Source organism: Microcoleus sp. Pol14D4, assembly GCF_036701245.1.
Taxonomy (GTDB): domain Bacteria; phylum Cyanobacteriota; class Cyanobacteriia; order Cyanobacteriales; family Microcoleaceae; genus Microcoleus.
This window is the reverse complement of record NZ_JAUBQM010000033.1, coordinates 1-20,397: the sequence shown is the minus strand read 5'-3', so window position 1 is coordinate 20,397 and position 20,397 is coordinate 1. Positions and strand designations below refer to the sequence as shown.

Genomic DNA, 20,397 nt, shown 5'->3' with positions numbered 1-20,397 from the left:
CAGGCGGTGGTGGCACTGTAGTAGAACCAATACTTGGAAGCCCTGGCATTGTTATTAGTCCGGCATCGGGATTAGTAACTACAGAATCAGGTGGCAAAGACACTTTCACCATCAGACTCAACAGACAACCTACGGCTGATGTAACGATTGGTTTGCGTAGCAGCAATGAGGCAGAGGGAGTAATTTCGACGGAATCAATTACCTTCAATTCTGTTAATTGGGATCAGTGGCAGCCGATTACGATAACGGGTGTGGACGATCGAGTATTTGACAGCGATAAGAGTTATCAGATTGTCACTGCCCCTGCTGTGAGTGCGGATAGTAACTACAACGGCCTTAATGCGCCGGATGCCACTGTTGTTAACAGGGGTAACACCATATCGCCATCTCAGGAGAGACCTCCATCTGGTGGCAGTTTTTCAGATTTGGATTCTGACAGTGCTGCTAACCCAGGCATCACCGTCTCCCCCACCAACGGATTAATCACCACTAAAACAGGTGCAAAAGCCAAATTTACCGTCGCACTTAATAGCCCGCCGACGGCTCCTGTTACGATCGGTTTGAATGTTTCTCCTCAAAATCCTGCAGAAGGTAGTCTCTCGATTCCAGGAGTTACCTTTACACCGGACAACTGGAATATTCCCCAGGAGGTAACGGTAAAAGGAGAGGGTGGTACTCTCTCTGCTGCTGCTAACCGACCTTACACGATCGTTACCGCCCCTGCGGTCAGCACTGACAGCAAGTACTCAGGTCTAGATGCCTCTGATGTCAGTCTCACCAATATGTTCGTTTATGCCGACTATCCCTACAATCAATATCCTCAGATAGTCGTTGGGCCAACAAACGAGTTGATTACAACAGAAGCAGGCGACACTGCTAATTTCAGTGTTGTCTTGACTCAGCAACCTATGGCTGATGTTGTCATCCCAGTCAGCAGTGACAACCCAGCAGAAGGAACTGTTTCTGTATCGACGCTGAAGTTCACTCCTGATAATTGGGATATAGCTCAGATTGTCACAATCAAGGGTATTAACGATAATCAACCTGATGGCGATCGTCCCTACAAAATAATCCTCGGACAGGCTATAAGCAACGAATCTGCTGACAGTGGCAACCCTTTTCCAACTCCCGGGTACTCAGGTTTCGATCCTGAAGATGTCAGTGTGACTAACCTCGAACGCAGTTACACTTTCAACAAAATCAATACGGAAATCTCGAATTATTTCGACGGCGGAGTGATTAGCGCTTGGGGAGACTACAGCGGTGATGGGAAACTGGATTTTATCGCGTCGGGTCGCCCTGAGCCACTTAGCAGCTTCGGTAGCTCTTTTGACTTCACTGGTACTTGGCTGTACCGCAATAGTGGCAGTACCTTTACCGCTGAAAGCGGCTACCCAAGTTGGGAGTCAGCTTCTGCTGCATCTTGGGGAGATTACAACAACGACAGCCAGCTAGATTTTCTCTTGCAAACAAACGGAGGCAAATACGGAACACCATCAAGTCTCAAATTGTTCGGCAACAATGGCGATGGCTGGAATGGATCTACGATCGAATACATAAGTCCCAACAATAATAGTAGTTCGGCAGCATGGGGAGACTACAACAATGATGGCAAACTCGATCTCCTGAATGCCACCCAACAAAGTATCACGAATCAAAATGCAGACGGTACGTTTAGCACGCTGGAAAACGCAAGCTTACTGTACCGCAATACTGGGAAGAGCGATCTTGTTTTTACGCCAGATATTACTGCCCAACTCCCGGGTGTTCTCAACGGTTCAGCAGCATGGGGTGACTTTAACAAGGACCGCCAACTCGATATCCTGCTAACGGGCGATAGTCTTTCAGGCAAAATAGCCAAAGTGTTCCGCAATACTGGCAGTGGCTTTAGCGAAGCTTTTGCTTTGCCCGGTGTTTCTAATGGTTCGGCAGCTTGGGGAGACTATGACAATGATGGCGATTTGGATATCTTGCTAGCGGGTAATTCAGATTCTGGCAACATCACTAAAGTTTACCGGAACACAGGCAGTGGCTTTAGCGAAGACACAACTGCCGCCTTGCCCGGTGGTAGTTCCGCAGCTTGGGGAGACTACGACAACGACGGCAAATTCGATATCTTGCTCGACAGCAAAGTGTACCGCAACACTGGCAGCGGCTTTAGCGAAGATATCAGTGCTGGAGTGACTGGTGACGGTCATGGATCTTGGGGAGACTACGACAGTGACGGCAAATTGGATCTTTTGCTGGGCAACCAAGTTTACCGCAGCAATACTGCGATCGCGAACACTCCTCCCACTGCACCCACAGGGCTTTCGGCCCAGCCGGATGGCCGAAATGTCACTTTCAACTGGAACAAAGCAACTGATGCTCAAACTCCTGCCGATGGTTTAAGCTACAACCTGCGAGTGGGCACGACACCAGGGGGCAGTGACATTCTCGCCCCGATGTCTCTCAATGACGGAACTCGGCAAGTTGTAGGGCTAGGTAATGCCAATCAAAACACCGAGTGGCAGCTCAAAGATTTGTCTCCAGATAAGACATATTACTGGAGCGTACAGGCGATCGACACTGCTTGGGCCGGTTCACCCTTTGCCGAAGAAGGGAGTTTTACCACAGTTGCCAACAACCCTCCTGTCCTCAACTATGGCCCGACTACAACCCCGTGGCATTACCAGTACATCAAGTCGAGCAGTTCATCAACGTTCGAGTACACCTTCCCAGAAAACACGTTCACTGACCCCGATCCGGGCGACCAACTGACCTACACAGCAACTCTGATGGACGGGAGTCCCCTGCCAAGTTGGCTCACTTTCAACCCAGATACCCGTACACTCAGCGGCACAAGTCCTAAACTGCAGCAGTTAACAATCAAGTTAACAGCAACAGACAGTGCGGGTCTTAGTGTCAGCGACAATGACCTTACGCGTCCATTTCAGGGTATGTTGCTGACATTTAGTTGCACCGGCGTAGTTATTGACGGGTACATAAACGGTGCAAATCTCTTCCTAGACGCCAACAAAAACGGCATCCTCGATGCCAATGAACCATCCACCACAACTAACAGCAAGGGTGAGTTTAATCTCAACATCCCCTTCGACATTTTCGACACCAACAAAAACGGAGAAATCGACCCATCAGAAGGCAATCTAGTAGCCACAGGAGGCACTGACACCGCCACCGGATTACCCCTAGAAACACCAGTCACCGCACCACCAGATGCGAGTGTCGTCACCCTCCTAACCACCTTAGTCGCCGACTTAATCGACAAAGGAATTGAACCAGAAGAAGCCCAATCTTTAGTCAAAGCAGCCCTTGGACTCCCCGCTGAAGTTGACCTAACTAGCTTAGACCCCATCCTCGCCACCAACAACAATCAACCAGGCGGCGTCCAAGTCTTATCCGCAATGGTGAAAGTCCAAAACTTCATCACTCAAACCAGCGCTTTGATTGACGGTGCTTCCAGTGCAGTCAATACCGATATTGTCAAAGCTGTTGTCAGTTCAATTACGGCTCAAATTCAATCCGGTACTGTCTTAAACCTCAGCAATGCAGCCGCCTTAGAACCGATCATTCAGCAAGCAGCCGCGAAAATCCAGCAAATAGACCCCAGTTTCAACAGTCAAACAGTCGCCCAAATTACCTCGCAATCTGCGACAGTAATGGCAACAGCCAATCAACGCATTGATGCCGCTGTCTCCAACCCAACAGGAACATCAATTCCTGAATCACTTGCCCGCCTTCAACAAGTAGCCTTGGGCCCAACTACTCAAGACTTCAAAGAAGTTGGTGCGGGAAATAAACCTATTTCCCAGCTAGTTGCTGACAATACTGGTACTGCTTTAGATAGCAGAATTGAAGCTGTAATATTGCCTGTTGGGATTGCAACTCCTGTGGTCAGCGGCGATGCTGATTTGGGCAGCAATTCCCCGGATGCAATTCTCGGTACAAATGGCGACGATATCCTGACGGGCGACAGCGCGAATAATGTGTTGATGGGGATGAGGGGCAATGATTCCCTCAATGGAGTTCTGGGGAATGACACTATTTTCGGTGGCAAAGGTAGCGATACAATCCTGGGGAGTAGCGGTGATGATGTCTTATTTGGCAACCGCGGTGCTGACATTTTGAACGGCGATGAGGGTAATGATATTCTTTACGGAGGTAAGGGAGATGATTTGCTGACGGGCGGTTTGGGAATTGATAGTTTGATAGGAGGAATGGGAGTAGATAAGTTCCTACTATCTACCAATTCCGGTACTGATACGATTACTGATTTTGAAGTCGGTAAGGATTTGTTAGTATTGGGTAACGGGTTGAGTTTCTCGCAATTGGCGATTGCTCAAGATAGCGGTGCAACTTTAATCCGGTTGGCACAAACAGGGGAGATTTTAGTTTCTCTCAGTGGTGTTTCGGCTAGCAATATTAGTGCCGTTAATTTCGGAGTGATTTAGAGGTTCGTAATGAGGACTTTAGTCCTTATTATTCTTCAGTCTCTTAGAGACGGACTTCGTTTGTCTATATGCGGTTTCAACCGCTGACTGTCAAGGCCTTGATCCCCCCTTAAAAAGGGGGGGACAAGAATCTTCTCAAAGTCCCCCTTCTTAAGGGGGATTTAGGGGGATCTGGCCTCGGCGGTAAACGAGAGATAAAGAGGGTTTTAGACTTAAGTTAACACCAATGGCCTAAACCGTATTACTTACAAATCAGCACCGCTGATATCGCATTCCCGGTAACTGCGAAACTAATCCCAACAATTCCAACTGCAAAAGTATACTAGAAACTCTTCCTGCTTCTAATCCCGCTGCTTCTACAATTGTATCAAAAGAAATCGGCCCACCTGCGATCGCACTTAACACCTTAGCCAATTCCGGCTCCAACGGCGGCCCTTGCTTCTCAACCGTCGGATTTGGAGGAAACAGCGACAACTGCTCGGCTGTATCCAATTTTGGCATAGCTCCGAGCATTTCCAACAACCTGTCTTCGCTTAACATTCGATCGCTATTCGGCAGAATCGGATGAGCACCTTTACTCAGCAACTCCAAACAACCAAAAGAACGCTCATCATCCAACCTGCCCGTCAAAACATACACATCTCGGCAAAAATCATTCGCTTGATAAGCAGTAATTAACGCACCCGATTTATGCGGAGCTTCTATCACAATTGTAGCGCGGCTTAAGCCAGCAATTATGCGATTTCGGCGGGGAAAATTAGTTTTATTCGGTTGAGTCCCCGCCGGATATTCGCTAATTACCAATCCCTGCTGCAAAATGCGATCGCACAACCTCTCATTTTGTTTAGGATATACAATATCTACTCCCGTCCCCACCACTGCAAAAGTCCTTCCTCCCGCCTCCAAACAGCCTATATGAGCCTCTGTATCAATGCCAGCCGCCAATCCCGAAACCACAGTAAAACCGTTTCTAGCCAAAGCCGTACTAATTTTGCGAGTCCACCTTCTGCCGTATTCCGAAGGGCTGCGAGTGCCAACCATTGCCACTGTCGGCGTAATTCCTTGATTCTCTTTGCGATCGACTAAACCACGATAATACAATACTGGTGGCGGATTGGGAATTTCCAATAATAAGCGCGGATAATCTGGATCGGCGGGCGTCCAAAAACAGGGATTTTTTATAAGATGTTTTTCGATAAATTCTTCGGGATTGAGTTTAGTGCGTTCTTGCACAATGGTTTCAATTATCTGCTTCCCGAACCCTTCGATTCGCATTAAATCTACTGGTTTTGCCGTCCAAGCTTCCGCCAAACTATTGAAATTTTGGTGCAATCTTTGCAACAAAATCGGCCCGATACCGTTAATTTGTGACCATGCTAACCAGTATGCGCGTTCTTCTAACAACGAGTTGCCCTCAACTTATCTGAAAATGATTTTATCATTTTTGGTTGAATTATGGTAGGAAACGGCACTGCCTTGTCCTGTCTTTTCACAGATTTACAAGTGCTATATAAATATTTTTTGACGAACCGGGAAGGCGCTAAAAACACGAAGGGAATTAAGAGAGATATTGACAATTACTGGCTAGGTTCTCCAATCTACAAAACGGGCATAAATATAAGCAATGATTTCTCCGATTACTGTCCGAAAACCTTCGCTAGATTTCCACCATTCTTGGGAATTGTAATCTTGCGGTTCCGCCGCTATAATGCCGACTTTAATCTCAGGATTCAGCACTTCTTTAAATACAATCCAACTTCGGCGGGCGTGAGGGCCAAAGGAATAAAGATTAATGGAGTTAACTTTTAAATCTGAAGTAGAAAACCAATCTCGAAGTGCGATCGCAGAAGCAGCAGTGCGGTGTTTCACAACACTCGCTGCTGGTACTGCTACTAATTTGTTTTTATCAAATCCTAGTGCAATACAAGTCGCTGCAGTTAGTGCAGCATAATTTTTATATTCAGCGAGATAGTAGCCTTTACTTAAAGGAAGTCCTGTGGTAATTAATTGGCTGTATTTGCCTTTTTTGAATTCGGCGATCGCACTTGCGATCGCATAATCGGGCAACCAGCCTTCGACAACCAATATATCTGCTTTAATCGGCGCATTTACCGCCAAAAACGGATGGATATTTGTGAGAATTAAGAGCATTAAAATTATCAACCCCGCGCTTGCAATTACCCAACCTTCCCTAGTAATTGCCCAGATTTCTCGACGACGGATTAAACGAATTCTCATTATTATAGCATAAGGAAGTTCGGCAACGGATTATGTAACGGATGTAACGGATGAAAGGGAAAGGGATCAGTAAAAGTGTCCAATTCCCTATGCGCTATGCCGCATTCCCAAATTATTGGTGTTTCAGATACTCAAAAACGCTTTTATCCCCGATATCCTGCGGCATCGGTTGAAAAAACTTGCGTACAGCAAAGATGATAAACAAAGCTGCCCAAATAGCCAGCAAAAACTGTTCATTTTCGGCTGACAAAAAGCCGAAAATATGTCCTAAAATTAAGAGAGGAACTCCTGGAGTCAAAAACTTAGTTTCGAGGCGATTAAAGCAGAATGCTTCTTTAAAATAAATGCCATTTAAGGCGGCAAAAGTAAAGCCAATTCCCCACAACGTGGCGGGATGTTCGTAGACTGCTAAAGCTAGAGGTTGGCTGCTTTGTAACGCTACAAACAATGCTGCCGCGCCGCCGATCGCCCAAAACACCTGTAGTGTTCGGTGCAGCGCAATCATGTAAATGTGAATAGTTGCCAAGCTGACGCCTAAAGCTATCCAGAAACAAGCAAAAACAGGCGTTACAGCTTGGATTGCGATCGGGTTGTCGCCCTGTTGCAACACCAGAGTAGTGCCGATCGCAAAACACAGCGCCGCCACCCCCAATCCGGCGCGGTAAATCAACACTCCCGTGCGATCGTTTTGAGTAATTGTAAATTCGCCGAATTGTCCTTGATAGACTGGCGATTCATCAGGTGATTTCAGTAGTTGCATTACAGCTTCCTCCTATTAGACACGAATGTACTTCTGCCAAGATATACTTTATTGATAAACCGATCCAGCGAGACCGAGCGATGCCTAAATTTAACAAGCCTAAACTTAACCAGCCTAAAGTTAACAAATCTAAAGTTAACAAATCTAAATTGGACGATCGCCCCGATCACAGCAAATCCCTTCCTTCGCAATCCGAACTTCCTCCAGTTCAGCTTGATGAAACCATTGTAGCAGGCAGAAGACCGAAACCGCTAGACGACTTCCAGCGCCTGCTGGCAGAAGTAACCGAATTGAGATCGGGGTTCGATCCAGAAATGTTAGCGCATATCGACAAAAATATCCCATTTAATACCAAGCAATTTGAAACTAAAATCAGCAAAATTTTGGGTTCTAAAAATATTGATTGTAATCTCAAAAACTCAGTCAAATATCTAGAGTACATCAAGCAAAATATTCAACTTCCCTGTCACGTTACTGGCATAGAAGAGTTTGAATGGGAAGAAGAATATACAATGGGTTATGGCAGCAAAAAAGAATATGCAAAGCTCAAAAAAACTAAACCTTCTTATACTGATAGATTCACCATTAATCGGTTGGAGGATTTTGTGATTCAGGAAGAAGGCATATTTGTGGAAGTGCAGCGCGTCGGCGATCGCCTAAAGTTTATGTTGCCTTTATTCGAGTTAGAATCAGTTGATGTAATCTCCCGCAACAATCAGTTATTAGATGATTATGCCGTGTGGTTTCTCAATTATTAAGGAAGAGTGGAAAAGTGGAAAAGTGGGGGAGGGGAAGAGGAGAAGGGGAGAGTGGGGGATGGGAAAAATCTTCCTTCTTCCTTCTTCCTTCTTCCTAACATCCGTTACAGAATCCGTTGCCGAACTTCCTTCTCTCTTCTCCCTAACATCCGTTACATCCTAACATCCGTTACAGAATCCGTTGCCGAACTTCCTGCTTAATTAAATTGAAGCTGGCAAGTGCGATCGCGAAACCAAAGCCAAAGCTTCAACCAAACTGCGAACAGCAGCAATCATCGCCACTTCGCTATTAAGTTGGCTGACAGCAGAACCGACACCAACACCTGCAGCACCTGCTCCAATAGCGAGGGGTGCGGTGACGCTGGAGATACCGGAAGCGCAGAGTACGGGGACGGATACGGCGCGGGAAATTTCAAAGGCTGCGGCCAAAGTAGGCGCTGCTTTTTCAATTAATCCCAAGGTGCCTGCGTGAATTGGTTGAGCGCTAGTACCACCTTCGGTTTGGATGATGTTAGCGCCAGCTTTGACTAATTCAATTGCTAATTGCACTTGTTTGTCGAGTGCCAAAATGTGGGGAACTGTCACAGAAAGAGTGATGTTCGGAAATAGCGATCGAGTTTCGCGAGTCAACTGCAAAACTTCCTCAGCTTCAAAGCGGCGGCCTACTGCGTAGAAAGCATCAAAGTTGCCAATTTCAATCAAATCAGCGCCAGCTTCTACCGCAGGCACAAACTTTTCTGGTTCCACAGCAGATACACAAATTGGCAAATTTGTCAATTGTTTTGCCATCAATACCAAATCTCGATCGGCAGCAATATCGACAAAGGAAGCACCGCCGAGATCCGCTGCTTTGACGACAGCCGCAACGTTGGCGGCATCAAAATTATTTAAACCGCTGATAATTTTCAGGGCGCGACCTTGCTCAAATGCGCGCTGCAATTTAGAATTTACACTCATCGTTAGTTTTCCAACTCAAAAAATTTCTTAGACTCATTTTGACACAAATTAGAATAATTTTTGATTTTTAATTCTTAATAGCCGTAAGGTGCAACCTAAGCAGCCTACATAGGTCGATTATGCCTCCAGGACTGTATTTTTTATTTTTATAGCAACCGCCAAGACAGTTATAACGTTCTTAATTGCTGCAACTATTGTTGTGACTGCATTTCCCCATCGATATTCTTCCCTCTTCATTCTTCCATCGGACTGACATCCGTTACATCTTGTACAGTGCTCGTTGCCGAACTTCCCGGCTGTCGAAATTTGTAAACATCTTTGATAACTTGTACCCAGCCGTCAGAGAGAGATTCGAGAATCCGAGAACCCTTTTCTTTCGTTGCCACCGTCGCATCGCCCAACACACCGCTTTCAGTTAACTCTCGCGTCAGCCAAGCAAAAGGCAAATTTCCTTCCATACTCAGCAAACTATCGATCGGCAAATTTTTCGGATATTCAGTAACAGCAAGTTCCATTTTCACCTGATCCGGCAAAATTGACAACATCAAACTCGTTTCTGCATCACCCGCGTGAATCCCAAACTCCAACTCTTTCGCGCTCAATAATTCAGCAGCCACATTCGGAACCCGCCACACAAACAGCGGAAAAACCGAAAAATCCTGATATTTTTGATGAATGTCCCGCGCTGCAATTTCCATCACCTGCGGCTGTCCGCCGTGACCATTGAGTAACACTAATTTCCGAAATCCAGCCTGATAAATACTGTCAGCAATTTCGCCGATTACTGCTAAAAGTGTCTGAGCACTGAGCATAATTGTACCGGGGAAATGGCAGTGTTCGTTCGACTTGCCATAGTACAAAGGCGGCAAAGCATAAGCGGGAATATTTGCCTCTAATTTTGTCAGCGCTGTGCCTGTCACCGCCGCGCTAATTGCCGCATCTACAATTAAAGGCAAATGGGGGCCGTGTTGTTCGATCGCACCTAGCGGCTGAATAATCACAGTATTTTCCTTATCAAGCATAGACTGAATTTCTGTCCAAGTTAGATATGGAAAAAATCGCGATTCGGGAATAAAATTGTGCATAAGGTGGCAACAAGAGTAAAAGCAACCAAGGCGATCGACTAGCCTGAAAACTAAAAAGCAATTACCAAAATAGATAACTAATTCTGTCTCTAGGTAAATGCTATAATTTATAGCAGATGCTTTAAGAGGGCGCTGATATACGCTCGCCAGCTCAGACCGAAAGACATAGAGACCATTAATTGATGGAAGCTTGGCAAACCCCACAAACTAATTTAACCGATATTCCGATCGCCGAGGAACTGTCCCGCCGCATTCCTCGATCGCACGATCAAAAAGCAGAAAACCGAGCGCTGCAAAAGCTGGCTAGACAATTGGCAACCTCACCCCACAGGCTGCTCAAAACACTGGTTGCGATTGCTAAAGATTTGTGCGGCGCAGAAAGTGTCGGAGTCTGCTTACTAGAAGAAAATGTCAGTTCCGAACAAATATTTCGGTGGGTGGCATTGGCGGGCGCGTGGGAAGCAGCAGAACACAGAAACACACCCCGCAAATTGCGTTTGTCGGGAGCAGGTTTCGATCGCCAAACTCCCCAGCTTTACTTCGCTCCCGAACAATATTTTACCGACTTACAACAGTTAGAATTGCCGATCGCCGAAGCGTTAGTCGTGCCGCTGCAAGCAGAAAATCAACCGCTGGGGGCAATATGGATTGTATCTCACGATTCGGGCCAATTCGATGCCGAAGACTTGCGGATCGCCATCTCCCTAGCAGACTTTGCCGTTGCCGCCGTACAAATCGATCGCGCCAATCAAACCAAAGAAGCTTTGCGAGAAAGCGAAGAACGCTGGCAATTAGCCTGTGCCGGCAACAACGACGGCATTTGGGATCGCAACCTGCAAACAAATTGCTCTGTTTTGAGCGATCGCTTTTTAGAGATTTTGGAACGTGGAGCCGAAGAAGTCAAAAACTTCAGCCAATATTTGAGCTACATTCATCCCGATGATTTGGAGATAATGCAAAGCAATTGGCAGCAGCACTTAAATAGAGAAACCTCACATTACTGCTGCGAGTACCGCATCCTTTGTGGGGACGGGCGCTACAAATGGGTTTTAGCCAGAGCGCGAGCAATTTGGGACGAATCAGGCAATCCCGTGCGCGCCGTGGGATCTCTCACAGATATCAGCGATCGCAAACAAACTGAAATTGCCTTAAAACAAAGCGAAGAACGTTTGAGCGTCGCCATCGAAGGCTCCGGCATGGCAACCTGGGATTTAGACGTGCGAACAAATCGAGTAATTTGGTCGGCGACCCATTTCAGCATTTTGGGCTGCGAACCGGTACCGGGCGGCGAAGCAAGCGCGGCTGTGTGGGAAAACTGCGTGCATCCAGACGACTTAAAGCAAGTCCTGCAGGCAATAGAAACAGCTCGGCAAACCCGATCGCTCTACTCCCCCGAATACCGCATTATCCGGGCAGACAACGGAGAAATCCGCTGGGTGAGTGCGTTCGGGCGCTATCTCTACGACGCTGCAGGCGAGGCAGTGCGGTTTATCGGAGTATTATTAGATGCTACCGATCGCAAAATGGCCGAACTCGCCCTGCACCAGAGCGAGCAAACGGTGCGCCGTCAACTTCTAGAGATAGAGTGGCTCTACCAAACAACTCCCGTGGGTTTGGCAGTTTTAGACACAGATTTGCGGTACGTGCGGCTCAACCAGCGGTTGGCCCAAATCAACGGCTTGCCCGTCGAAGCGCACATCGGCCGGACGGTGCGCGAAATATTCCCCGGCTTGGCAGACACAGCCGAAGCTGTGTTCCGCCGTCTTCGAGAGACCGGAGAACCGATGCAAAATTGTGAAATCAGCGGTGAAACCAAAGCTCAACCCGGTGTTGTACGCACTTGGCTGGTGAATTGGTGGCCGCTCAAAGACACGGGCGGCGAGATTGTCGGGATGAATGTCGTGGTACAGGAAATTACCGATCGCAAAATGGCCGAACTCGCCTTGCAAGAAAGCAACAACCGCTTTCAGTTAGCTACAAGGGCGATCGACGGCCTGGTGTTTGAGTGGGATTTGGCAGCAAACTCCGTTTACCGTTCCGAGGGACTGTACTCGATCGTCGGTGTCTGCCCAGAGGATGCACCGGCAACACCAGAGTGGTGGAGAGAACGCATCCATCCCGCCGATTTGGCACGCATCCTTGCCGGGGCCGAATCAATCTTAAGTGCCGAGCGCTACGAAGACGAGTACCGAGTCCGGCACCAAGACGGGCGCTGGATTGATGTTTGGGAGCGCGGCTGTTCGATCCGCAACCAGCAAGGTGAAGTGACCAAAATAGTCGGCTTCACCAGTAACATTACCCAGCGCAAACAAGCAGAAGCTGCACTGCGCGATCGTGAAACCCACCTGCAGTTGATTCTCGACAGCGCCAAAGACTACGCCATCTTCACCATCGACACCGATGGACACGTTACCCGTTGGAACGCAGGCGCCCAGAGATTGCTGGGCTATACCGAAGCTGAAATCGTCGGGCAGGACGGACGAATCATCTTCACCCCAGAAGACTCTGCTGCTAGAAAGCCGGAAGCAGAAAGGCACATCGCCCTGACTCAGGGAAAGGCAGAAAACGAGCGCTGGCACGTCCGCAAAGACGGCAGCCGCTTTTGGGGCAGCGGGCTGGTGAGGCCCCTGCGCGACGCAGCCGGCGAGGTGCAAGGTTTGCTGAAAATTATGCAGGACAAAACCGACCGCCGGCAAATAGAAGAAGCACTGCGGCAAAGTGAAAATCTTTACCGCACCCTCGCCGATGGTGTCCCGGAATTAATGTGGATCAACACCGCCGACGGCAGGTTAGAGTTTTGCAACCAACACTGGAAAACCTATACGGGCATCAAGCCAGCAAAATTACCACTGCCTGCGCCGGTGCTGCAATTATTTCATCCTGACGATCTGCCAGCAGTTGTCGGCACGCGCACTCCTGCGATTGAAGCAGGGGAAGCCTACGAATTCGAGTGTCGGGTACGCAGGTTTGATGGTAATTATCGCTGGCATCTAGCGCGACTTGTGCCCGTCAAAGACAGGGGGGGAAAAGTGGTGCAATGGGCTGGTATCGGCATTGATATTGACGATCGCAAACGAGCAGAAGAAAGCTTAGCCGAAAGCGACCGCCGCTTCCGCTTCCTGGCTGAGTCGCTGCCCCACCTGATTTGGAACGTAACCTCCGCCGGGGAAATTCGCTTTACCAATCAACAACAATGGTTGGAATATCTGGGGATGTCTTACGAGGAAGCCGCTCAAAACAATTGGGAATCCCTAGTCCCGCCCTCGGATTTGGCAGAATCTTGGGCCCGTTGGGAAGAATGTCTCATCAGCGGAGAAGCTTATCAAGTTGAGCTGCGCCTGCGGCGGGCAGCAGACCAAATGGAACGCTGGCATTTGTCCCGCGCCGTGCCAATTCGCGACGCAAGGGGCCAGGTTGTCGAGTGGATCGGCACAAATACCGATATTCACGATCGCAAACAAGCCCAACTCAACGAGCAGTTTCTCTCCGATCTCGAAGTCCGCTTGCGGCAGCGCTTCAACCCCGCCGAAATGTTGTCGGAAGCGATGAACAGTCTGGGAGAATATTTAAAGGTCGATCGCTGCATCTGGCACGAAATCGATCTAGAAGCCGATCGGGCAATTGTCCGGCAAGACTGGCACCAGTCCGACCTTGCCAGCACCGTCGGCACCTATCTCATCTCAGACTTTAAGATCCCAGAACTGAAAGCTCTCTCTATGGCAGGTCAAACACTTGTCATCTCAGATATCGCTAATTACCCCCATACAGCGCATTTATTCGATAACTACGGTGCCGTGTCGATTCGCGCTTTAGTCGATGTTCCCTGCCTTGAGGAAGGGCGCTGGGTGGCTCTTTTGCTGGTGACATCAAAGGTGGTTCGGCACTGGCGGCCCGATGAAGTTTGGCTGATGCAAGAAGTGGTGGCTCGCCTCTGGACGGTGATCCTGCACGCGCGAGCCCTGCATGAACTGCACGAAAGCGAGGCTCGGTTCCGCGCTCTAGCTGACAACATCGCTCAGTTGGCCTGGATGACAGATCCCGCTGGCGGAAGTTTATGGTATAACCAGCGCTGGTTTGACTACACGGGTACAACCCTAGAAGAAATGCGAGGCTGGGGCTGGCAACTGGTGCATCACCCGGAACACCTCGATCGCGTTGTCGAAAAATTTAGGCGCTGCATTGAAACAGGCGAACTCTGGGAAGATACTTTTCCCTTGCGCGGCAAAGACGGATCGTACCGCTGGTTTCTCTCCCGCGCCGTGGCGATTCGCGACGATCGAGGCAAGGTGCTGCGCTGGTGCGGCACCAACACTGACATTACCGATCGAAAAGTTGCAGAAGCGGAACGGGAACGCCTTCTAGCGCGGGAAAAGGCAGCGCGGGAAGAAGCAGAACGCGCTAACCGCGTCAAAGACGAATTTTTGGCTGTTTTATCCCACGAATTGCGGACTCCTTTAAACCCGATTGTGGGCTGGACGAAGCTGCTGCGATCGAACATTCTGACACCGGAAAAGCAGGGTTACGCCTTAGAGACGATCGAGCGCAATGCCAAACTACAAACCCAGCTTATCGAAGATTTGCTCGACGTGTCGGGGATTCTGCAAGGCAAGGTCAGCTTGAATATTGCACCTGTGGATTTAGCCGGGGTCATCGGCGCTGCTATTGAAACGATGCGTCTGGCCGCGGAAGCCAAGTCGATTCAAATCAGCACTCAATTTGCATCGAATCTCGGCTCGGTTTTGGGCGATGCGGGCAGACTTCAGCAGGTAGTCTGGAATTTGCTGTCAAATGCCGTCAAGTTCACCCCGCCGGGAGGCAAAATCGAAGTCGTTCTCGATCGGGTGGACACGAGGGCCCAAATTACTGTAACTGATACTGGAAAAGGTATCGAACCTGATTTTCTGCCCTATGTATTCGACTACTTCCGGCAAGCTGACAGCACGATGACGCGCAAGTTTGGCGGATTGGGTTTAGGATTGGCGATCGTCCGCCATCTCGTCGAACTCCACGGTGGCACGGTGAAATCCGACAGTTCCGGCGAAGGCAAAGGCGCAACCTTGACCGTCAGGATACCTCTGATGCCGGCGCAATCTCAGACAAGTCCTGCGGGAACTGCGCCGCCGGAACAATCCTTCAATTTGAGCGGTATCAGGGTGTTAGCGGTGGATGATGATGCCGATGCGCGAGATTTGGTGGTTTTTCTGCTTGAGGATTGTGGGGCAAGTGTTACAGCAGTTGCTAACGCCGCCGATGCCTTGGCAGTTTTAACTGAGTCTGTGCCGGATTTGCTGTTGAGCGATATTGGAATGCCCGATACTGACGGTTATATGTTGATGCGACAGGTTCGGGCTCTGGCGCCCGACAAAGGGGGACTGGTTCCGGCGATCGCCCTCACGGCTTATGCTGGAGAGATTGACTATCGGCAGGCCATGGCTGCGGGGTTCCAGCGGCACATTTCTAAGCCTTTAGACCCGGAGAAGTTGGTGCAGGCGATTTGGGATTTACTCGATCGTTCTGGCGAAAATATTTTTTAAGGTCTTTTTGTGTCTGAAAAGCCTTTATTTAATGAACCCCAAAAAAGCAAATAACGCGATGGAAACAGGGAATAAGAAAGGAAAAAGTTAATATTTTCTAGTTCGGTTATATCTGAGGTATTGCACCCTTTTCAATCACCATTTTATTGACTCGATAGGAGCAACGGCACACCAGAAAATTCACTTTTTCATTAACAGACCCGAAAGCCCGTTCATGAAGAAAATGGTGCAATATGTCAGATTTAACCAATTTAATCGTCGTTCGATCGCGCATCATCTCAATAAAAAACCCCCACAGAGGGAGGTTTTTTTTATGATTGTTCGCGCTCGTCGGACAGGTTAAAACATCCTGTCCCTGCATAATGCCCACAGCACTAAGACTCAATTCTTAGCGGTAGTCAGTACGCACGGCTGGCTCGCGATCGGTCGTTGTATTTGTATACCGAACATTTTCTTCGCGTTTGCGGGGAATCAAACCCAACAAACCCGACAAGCCTAGCAATCCCAACCATCCCCAATCAAAATCGCGATCGGTCTCAGCACTGTAGACATCGGAGCGAGGAGTTGTGGTGGTTGTAGTGCTGTTAGTACCGTTAGTTGTACCGCCAGTTGTATCTGTCTGAGCTGAAGCAGGCAGATGAGCTGGTGCTAGAGCTAAACCAGCAGCTATAATACCTGCACCGATTGCTTTGGATAAATCAGAACGTTTCATAATTCAAATGCTCTCTGTTGGGAAAAATCTTTAACTATCAAAACTATATCGATTGGCTTTTAAAGTTAAATCCACCTCTAGCAGTAAACATTGTTATGTTCCACGTATAACTACAGATTGATATCAAATTTTTAGCACGCGCACAAAATTAAAGATTTCTCGCGGAGGCACTCAATCAGTAGAAATCGCGGGTCTGACACCTCACTCGGTGGTGAGGCACTCCGGCGCTCTCGACAATAGACAAGGTGTTGTTGACAAAAAAAGGTAAACTCAGATATTGCACAGACAAGTGTTGGAACTCGATCGACGGAGATCAAAACTTTTGGGAATAGAGTTACGCAGCTACGTATTTCTAGACAACTTGCAGCCACAGCACGCAGCATACATCGGCACAGTCGCCGCCGGATTCTTGCCACTGCCGGGGGATGCGTCGCTGTGGATAGAAATCTCGCCCGGTATCGAAATTAACCGAATTACCGATGTCGCCCTCAAATCAGCGTCCGTGCGCCCGGGAGTGCAGATAGTCGAACGCTTGTACGGCCTTCTGGAAGTACACTCGAGTCAGCAGGGGGAAACGCGCGCAGCAGGCAAAGCAATTCTAGAATTCATCGGACTCCGCAGAGAAGAAGGTATCAAACCGCGAGTGATTTCCAGTCAAATTATTCGCAATATTGACGCCCACCAAACACAATTAATTAACCGCACCCGCCGCGGACAGTTGCTGCTGGCGGGACAAACGCTTTACGTCTTAGAAGTAGAACCGGCTGCCTATGCAGCGCTGGCGGCCAATGAAGCAGAAAAAGGCGCATCTATTAACATTTTAGAAGTTCAGGCTGTAGGCAGTTTCGGACGGCTTTACCTCGGCGGCGCAGAACGAGATATTATAGCAGGTTCCCAGGCAGCAATTGCCGCAGTGGAAAACGTGACGGGTCGAGAAAATCCCACAATTTTTGGTCGCAAGGAATAGCCGTTAAAGGAGATGCAATTATGGCAAACACACAGCATTTAGCGCTGTTAAAAAAAGGTGCAGTTACTTGGATTGAATGGAGAAATCTCAACCCAAATGTAGAACCGGATCTGGGCGAAGCTAACCTCGCCGAAGCAAATCTCAGAGGCGCGCATCTTTGGCGATCGAACCTTTTTAAAACAGATTTGTTTAAGGCTAAATTAATTTCGGCAAACCTCGCCGAATGTAATCTTAGTTTAGCAAATCTTGCTGGAGCACAATTGCTCGAAACTACTTTAATTAAAGCTAATTTAACTGGCACTAACCTCCAAGCTGCAGACTTGAGGGGAGCTGATTTGAGCAGTGCTAATTTAATTGGGGCTGACCTCACCGCTGCTAATCTCCAACAAACCGATTTCGGCGATGCGAATTTAATCGGTGCGGTGATGTTTCGAGTTAAGGCGATCGGCGCAAACCTCAACTTTGCTAATCTCAGTCAAGCAAATCTCACTCAAGCTGAATTTATTGAAGCACATTGTTATGGAGCTAATTTCTCTAAAGCTAATCTGGGGGAATCTCACTTCACTGGAGCATATCTTTTCCGGGCAAATCTCTGTTTTGCACAGTTGAGCGCTGCCGATTTCCGGTGGGCAAACCTTGGCAAAGCTGATTTGAGAGGGGCTAATTTGACCGGGGCAAATCTCAGGGGAGCTAAATTGGCAGGAGCTAATCTGGGCGAAGCTATTTTGAAAGGAACAATCATGCCAGACGGCAGCATGGTTTCATAAATATTGGATAATATTTAGTCCTGTAAAATAACCGCGATAGTTAAAAAAAGTCAGTTGCGCGTTTACCGAAAGGATTGTCAAAACATGAGTTTTTAGGGCGGGTTGAGGCTTTCTCTCTAATACAAATCCGAGATGAGAGTAAACCCGCCGCGGCTCAAAACTCGCAACTGTCGATCGACTAATTTTTGCCACCAGCGGGCGATACTTGATAAAGTCCTCTAACGGGCCCTGGATCGGTCGGTGAATCTTGCTGCTGTGTTGGAAGTGTAAACTGATCTTGGAGTCCGGCGGGAGTAGGGAAACAGCCGCTTGGTTGAGGGCCTAGCTGGCAAGCAGCAGGCAGTGCCATGACTGAGGCATCGAAGGGATTGACGGCATCTGGGACGCGGAGAATCGGATCGCTGGAAACTTGCCGCTGCATGACTCGTCGGTAGAAGCCGTTGACGCGGCTGGCATCCCTCTCGATTTCTTTTTCGGGAAAGGCAACGACGCCGCTGGGGGAACCGATGCCTAAATAGTCGCCCAAGTAACCTTGCAAGCTGACGTTGTGGTAAAAGTCTCCTGAAGCTTGAAAAAATTGTCGGTTGAAGTCGTCGGCAATCGGGTGAAATCGCTCTGTTTGTGCTTGAGCTGGTTTGGCGGATGCCAAGGCGGCAGAGGCGACAGCGAGAATCAACGCGCCGCTCAGGCTTTTTAACTTTTGACTCATATATTTGGGCCTCCTTAATTAATTCCGATTCCACTATAAACTGATTATCGACGGATTATTTGTGTTTTTTACACGGTGTGAGTTATGAATGCTGGGGATTTAAAGGTGTTGCGCGATCGACTTCTGGATTTGCTGTGCGAGTTTGCCTATCGCGAAGGCGATTTTGTGCTGTCTTCGGGGCAGAAAAGTTCTTATTACATTAACTGCAAACCGGTGACGCTGCACGCTGAAGGTGCTTTGGCAACGGGACGTTTGCTGTTGTCGATGCTGTCGTCGGATGTGCAAGCTGTGGGCGGTTTGACTTTGGGTGCTGACCCGATTGTAACTGCGGTAAGCGTGGTTTCGGCTCTCGAAGGTCGATCGATTCCAGCGCTAATTGTCAGAAAGGAAACGAAGGGACACGGGACAATGGCTTATATTGAGGGCCCGCTGTTGCCAGAGGGGACGAATGTGGCGGTTTTGGAGGATGTGGTGACGACGGGTAAGTCGGCGATGCAGGCGGTGGAAAGGCTGCGGGCGGCTGGTTATAAAGTCGATCGTATTTTGTCTCTGATTGATAGAGAGCAAGGTGGAGGGGAATTATATCGCGAGGCGGGATTGGATTTTCAAGCCATTTTTACCATTCAGGATCTTAAGGAATGGATTAGTAGCAAGAAATAGGGAAAAGTGCGATTCCCTTCGTTACCAGGTAGAACTTGGTAACGCAGATATTTTCGCTCTGCCTCATGTTAACAATGGTGTAAGATATCAATCTTAACCAGCGAGTTTAAGGCTATGAAAACCATCCGTTTTATTGACTTATTCTCAGGAATAGGCGGCATGAGATTAGGGTTTGAATCCGCCGCTCGTTCCTTGAATCTGGAAACAGAATGCGTATTAAGCAGCGAAATCAATCCCGACGCTCAGTTAGTTTACCAGAAAAACTTTGCCGACACACCTTTAGGCGACATCCGATTAATTGACAAACTGCCTGAACATGAAATTTTACTAGCGGGATTTCCTTGTCAGTCTTTCTCCTATGCTGGCAAAAAAGAGGGATTTGGAGACACCAGAGGCACCCTATTTTTTGAGATTGCAAGGTTAATTGATACCTTTAAACCTCAAGCATTTATTTTCGAGAACGTGCGGGGGCTTGTCAGCCACGACGGCGGCAGAACCCTCGAAACTATTAAGGGCGAAATCAAAAGCCGAGGTTACAGCTTCGATTATTTTTTGCTCAACAGCTCTAACTTTAGCTTACCTCAGAACCGTGTCCGAGTTTACCTAGTAGGAATTTTAAATGTTTTGCCCCAATTTAAGCTAATTTCCGACTTAGGCCCAAAAGATTCGCATTCCTCTAGTCATCAACAGCTATCGTTATTTTCCCCGTTAAGTCAACCTGTCGTAAGGATTCAGGTCTTTGATTGGGGAACAAGAGAAGGCATGAAAAAGCCACAAGAATGGGCAGATATAGCATCAC

At 48.3% G+C, this 20,397-nt stretch carries 14 protein-coding genes; 7 read left to right on the top strand and 7 right to left on the bottom strand.

Annotated elements, in window-relative coordinates; all coding sequences use genetic code 11:
• On the top strand, nucleotides 1-4,451 hold a 4,451-nt coding region (locus tag QUA33_RS13975; protein ID WP_333149092.1), incomplete at its 5' end, for an FG-GAP-like repeat-containing protein.
• A 252-nt stretch (nucleotides 4,452-4,703) separates the two neighbouring features.
• Here QUA33_RS13975 and dprA read toward each other — a convergent pair.
• From dprA to QUA33_RS13960, 3 genes are all read right to left on the bottom strand, one after another.
• Nucleotides 4,704-5,855, bottom strand: a complete 1,152-nt coding sequence (gene dprA, locus QUA33_RS13970; protein WP_333149091.1) for a DNA-processing protein DprA — start codon at nucleotides 5,853-5,855, stop codon at nucleotides 4,704-4,706.
• A gap of 180 nt (nucleotides 5,856-6,035) precedes the next feature.
• Nucleotides 6,036-6,689: a YdcF family protein gene (locus QUA33_RS13965; protein WP_333149090.1), complete on the bottom strand. Its 654-nt coding sequence runs from the start codon at nucleotides 6,687-6,689 to the stop codon at nucleotides 6,036-6,038.
• 112 nt (nucleotides 6,690-6,801) lie between these two features.
• Nucleotides 6,802-7,449, bottom strand: coding sequence for a DUF2301 domain-containing membrane protein (locus QUA33_RS13960; RefSeq protein WP_333149089.1), 648 nt, complete (start codon nucleotides 7,447-7,449; stop codon nucleotides 6,802-6,804).
• Nucleotides 7,450-7,529: 80 nt separating this feature from the next.
• Here QUA33_RS13960 and QUA33_RS13955 point away from each other — a divergent pair, with 80 nt between their 5' ends.
• The gene (locus QUA33_RS13955) at nucleotides 7,530-8,207 is read left to right on the top strand and encodes a hypothetical protein (protein ID WP_333149088.1); all 678 of its coding nucleotides are present in this window, start codon (nucleotides 7,530-7,532) and stop codon (nucleotides 8,205-8,207) included.
• 201 nt (nucleotides 8,208-8,408) lie between these two features.
• On the opposite strand, the gene QUA33_RS13950 is transcribed toward QUA33_RS13955, so the two are convergent.
• Both QUA33_RS13950 and QUA33_RS13945 read right to left on the bottom strand, forming a co-directional pair.
• Nucleotides 8,409-9,164, bottom strand: coding sequence for a DUF561 domain-containing protein (locus QUA33_RS13950; protein ID WP_333149087.1), 756 nt, complete (start codon nucleotides 9,162-9,164; stop codon nucleotides 8,409-8,411).
• 233 nt (nucleotides 9,165-9,397) lie between these two features.
• Nucleotides 9,398-10,249, bottom strand: a complete 852-nt coding sequence (locus QUA33_RS13945; protein ID WP_333149086.1) for a creatininase family protein — start codon at nucleotides 10,247-10,249, stop codon at nucleotides 9,398-9,400.
• A 182-nt stretch (nucleotides 10,250-10,431) separates the two neighbouring features.
• Between QUA33_RS13945 and QUA33_RS13940 the strand changes: the two genes are divergently transcribed.
• On the top strand, nucleotides 10,432-15,783 hold the full coding sequence (locus tag QUA33_RS13940; protein ID WP_333149085.1) for a PAS domain S-box protein: 5,352 nt from the start codon (nucleotides 10,432-10,434) through the stop codon (nucleotides 15,781-15,783).
• Nucleotides 15,784-16,171: 388 nt separating this feature from the next.
• Here the strand turns inward: QUA33_RS13940 and QUA33_RS13935 are convergent, their stop codons facing one another.
• Nucleotides 16,172-16,495, bottom strand: a complete 324-nt coding sequence (locus tag QUA33_RS13935; protein WP_333149084.1) for a WGxxGxxG family protein — start codon at nucleotides 16,493-16,495, stop codon at nucleotides 16,172-16,174.
• 322 nt (nucleotides 16,496-16,817) lie between these two features.
• Here QUA33_RS13935 and QUA33_RS13930 point away from each other — a divergent pair, with 322 nt between their 5' ends.
• Both QUA33_RS13930 and QUA33_RS13925 read left to right on the top strand, forming a co-directional pair.
• Nucleotides 16,818-17,462 (top strand): hypothetical protein, encoded by a 645-nt coding sequence (locus QUA33_RS13930; protein WP_333073431.1) that lies wholly within the window; start codon nucleotides 16,818-16,820, stop codon nucleotides 17,460-17,462.
• A 20-nt stretch (nucleotides 17,463-17,482) separates the two neighbouring features.
• Nucleotides 17,483-18,229, top strand: a complete 747-nt coding sequence (locus QUA33_RS13925; protein WP_333149083.1) for a pentapeptide repeat-containing protein — start codon at nucleotides 17,483-17,485, stop codon at nucleotides 18,227-18,229.
• Between the two features lie 178 nt (nucleotides 18,230-18,407).
• On the opposite strand, the gene QUA33_RS13920 is transcribed toward QUA33_RS13925, so the two are convergent.
• The gene (locus tag QUA33_RS13920; protein ID WP_333149082.1) at nucleotides 18,408-18,938 is read right to left on the bottom strand and encodes a hypothetical protein; all 531 of its coding nucleotides are present in this window, start codon (nucleotides 18,936-18,938) and stop codon (nucleotides 18,408-18,410) included.
• Between the two features lie 84 nt (nucleotides 18,939-19,022).
• Between QUA33_RS13920 and pyrE the strand changes: the two genes are divergently transcribed.
• The gene (gene pyrE / locus QUA33_RS13915; protein WP_333149081.1) at nucleotides 19,023-19,598 is read left to right on the top strand and encodes an orotate phosphoribosyltransferase; all 576 of its coding nucleotides are present in this window, start codon (nucleotides 19,023-19,025) and stop codon (nucleotides 19,596-19,598) included.
• 114 nt (nucleotides 19,599-19,712) lie between these two features.
• Nucleotides 19,713-20,397, top strand: a 685-nt coding sequence (locus tag QUA33_RS13910) for a DNA cytosine methyltransferase (RefSeq protein ID WP_333149080.1), incomplete at its 3' end; no start/stop codon positions are given.

Excerpts from the sequence above, each read along its gene's own strand:
- QUA33_RS13965 (WP_333149090.1), bottom strand. The coding sequence starts at position 6,689 with ATGAGAATTCGTTTAATCCGTCGTCGAGAAATCTGGGCAATTACTAGG.
- QUA33_RS13960 (WP_333149089.1), bottom strand. The coding sequence starts at position 7,449 with ATGCAACTACTGAAATCACCTGATGAATCGCCAGTCTATCAAGGACAA.
- QUA33_RS13955 (WP_333149088.1), top strand. The coding sequence starts at position 7,530 with ATGCCTAAATTTAACAAGCCTAAACTTAACCAGCCTAAAGTTAACAAA.
- QUA33_RS13950 (WP_333149087.1), bottom strand. The coding sequence starts at position 9,164 with ATGAGTGTAAATTCTAAATTGCAGCGCGCATTTGAGCAAGGTCGCGCC.
- QUA33_RS13945 (WP_333149086.1), bottom strand. The coding sequence starts at position 10,249 with ATGCACAATTTTATTCCCGAATCGCGATTTTTTCCATATCTAACTTGG.
- QUA33_RS13940 (WP_333149085.1), top strand. The coding sequence starts at position 10,432 with ATGGAAGCTTGGCAAACCCCACAAACTAATTTAACCGATATTCCGATC.
- QUA33_RS13935 (WP_333149084.1), bottom strand. The coding sequence starts at position 16,495 with ATGAAACGTTCTGATTTATCCAAAGCAATCGGTGCAGGTATTATAGCT.
- QUA33_RS13925 (WP_333149083.1), top strand. The coding sequence starts at position 17,483 with ATGGCAAACACACAGCATTTAGCGCTGTTAAAAAAAGGTGCAGTTACT.
- QUA33_RS13920 (WP_333149082.1), bottom strand. The coding sequence starts at position 18,938 with ATGAGTCAAAAGTTAAAAAGCCTGAGCGGCGCGTTGATTCTCGCTGTC.
- pyrE (WP_333149081.1), top strand. The coding sequence starts at position 19,023 with ATGAATGCTGGGGATTTAAAGGTGTTGCGCGATCGACTTCTGGATTTG.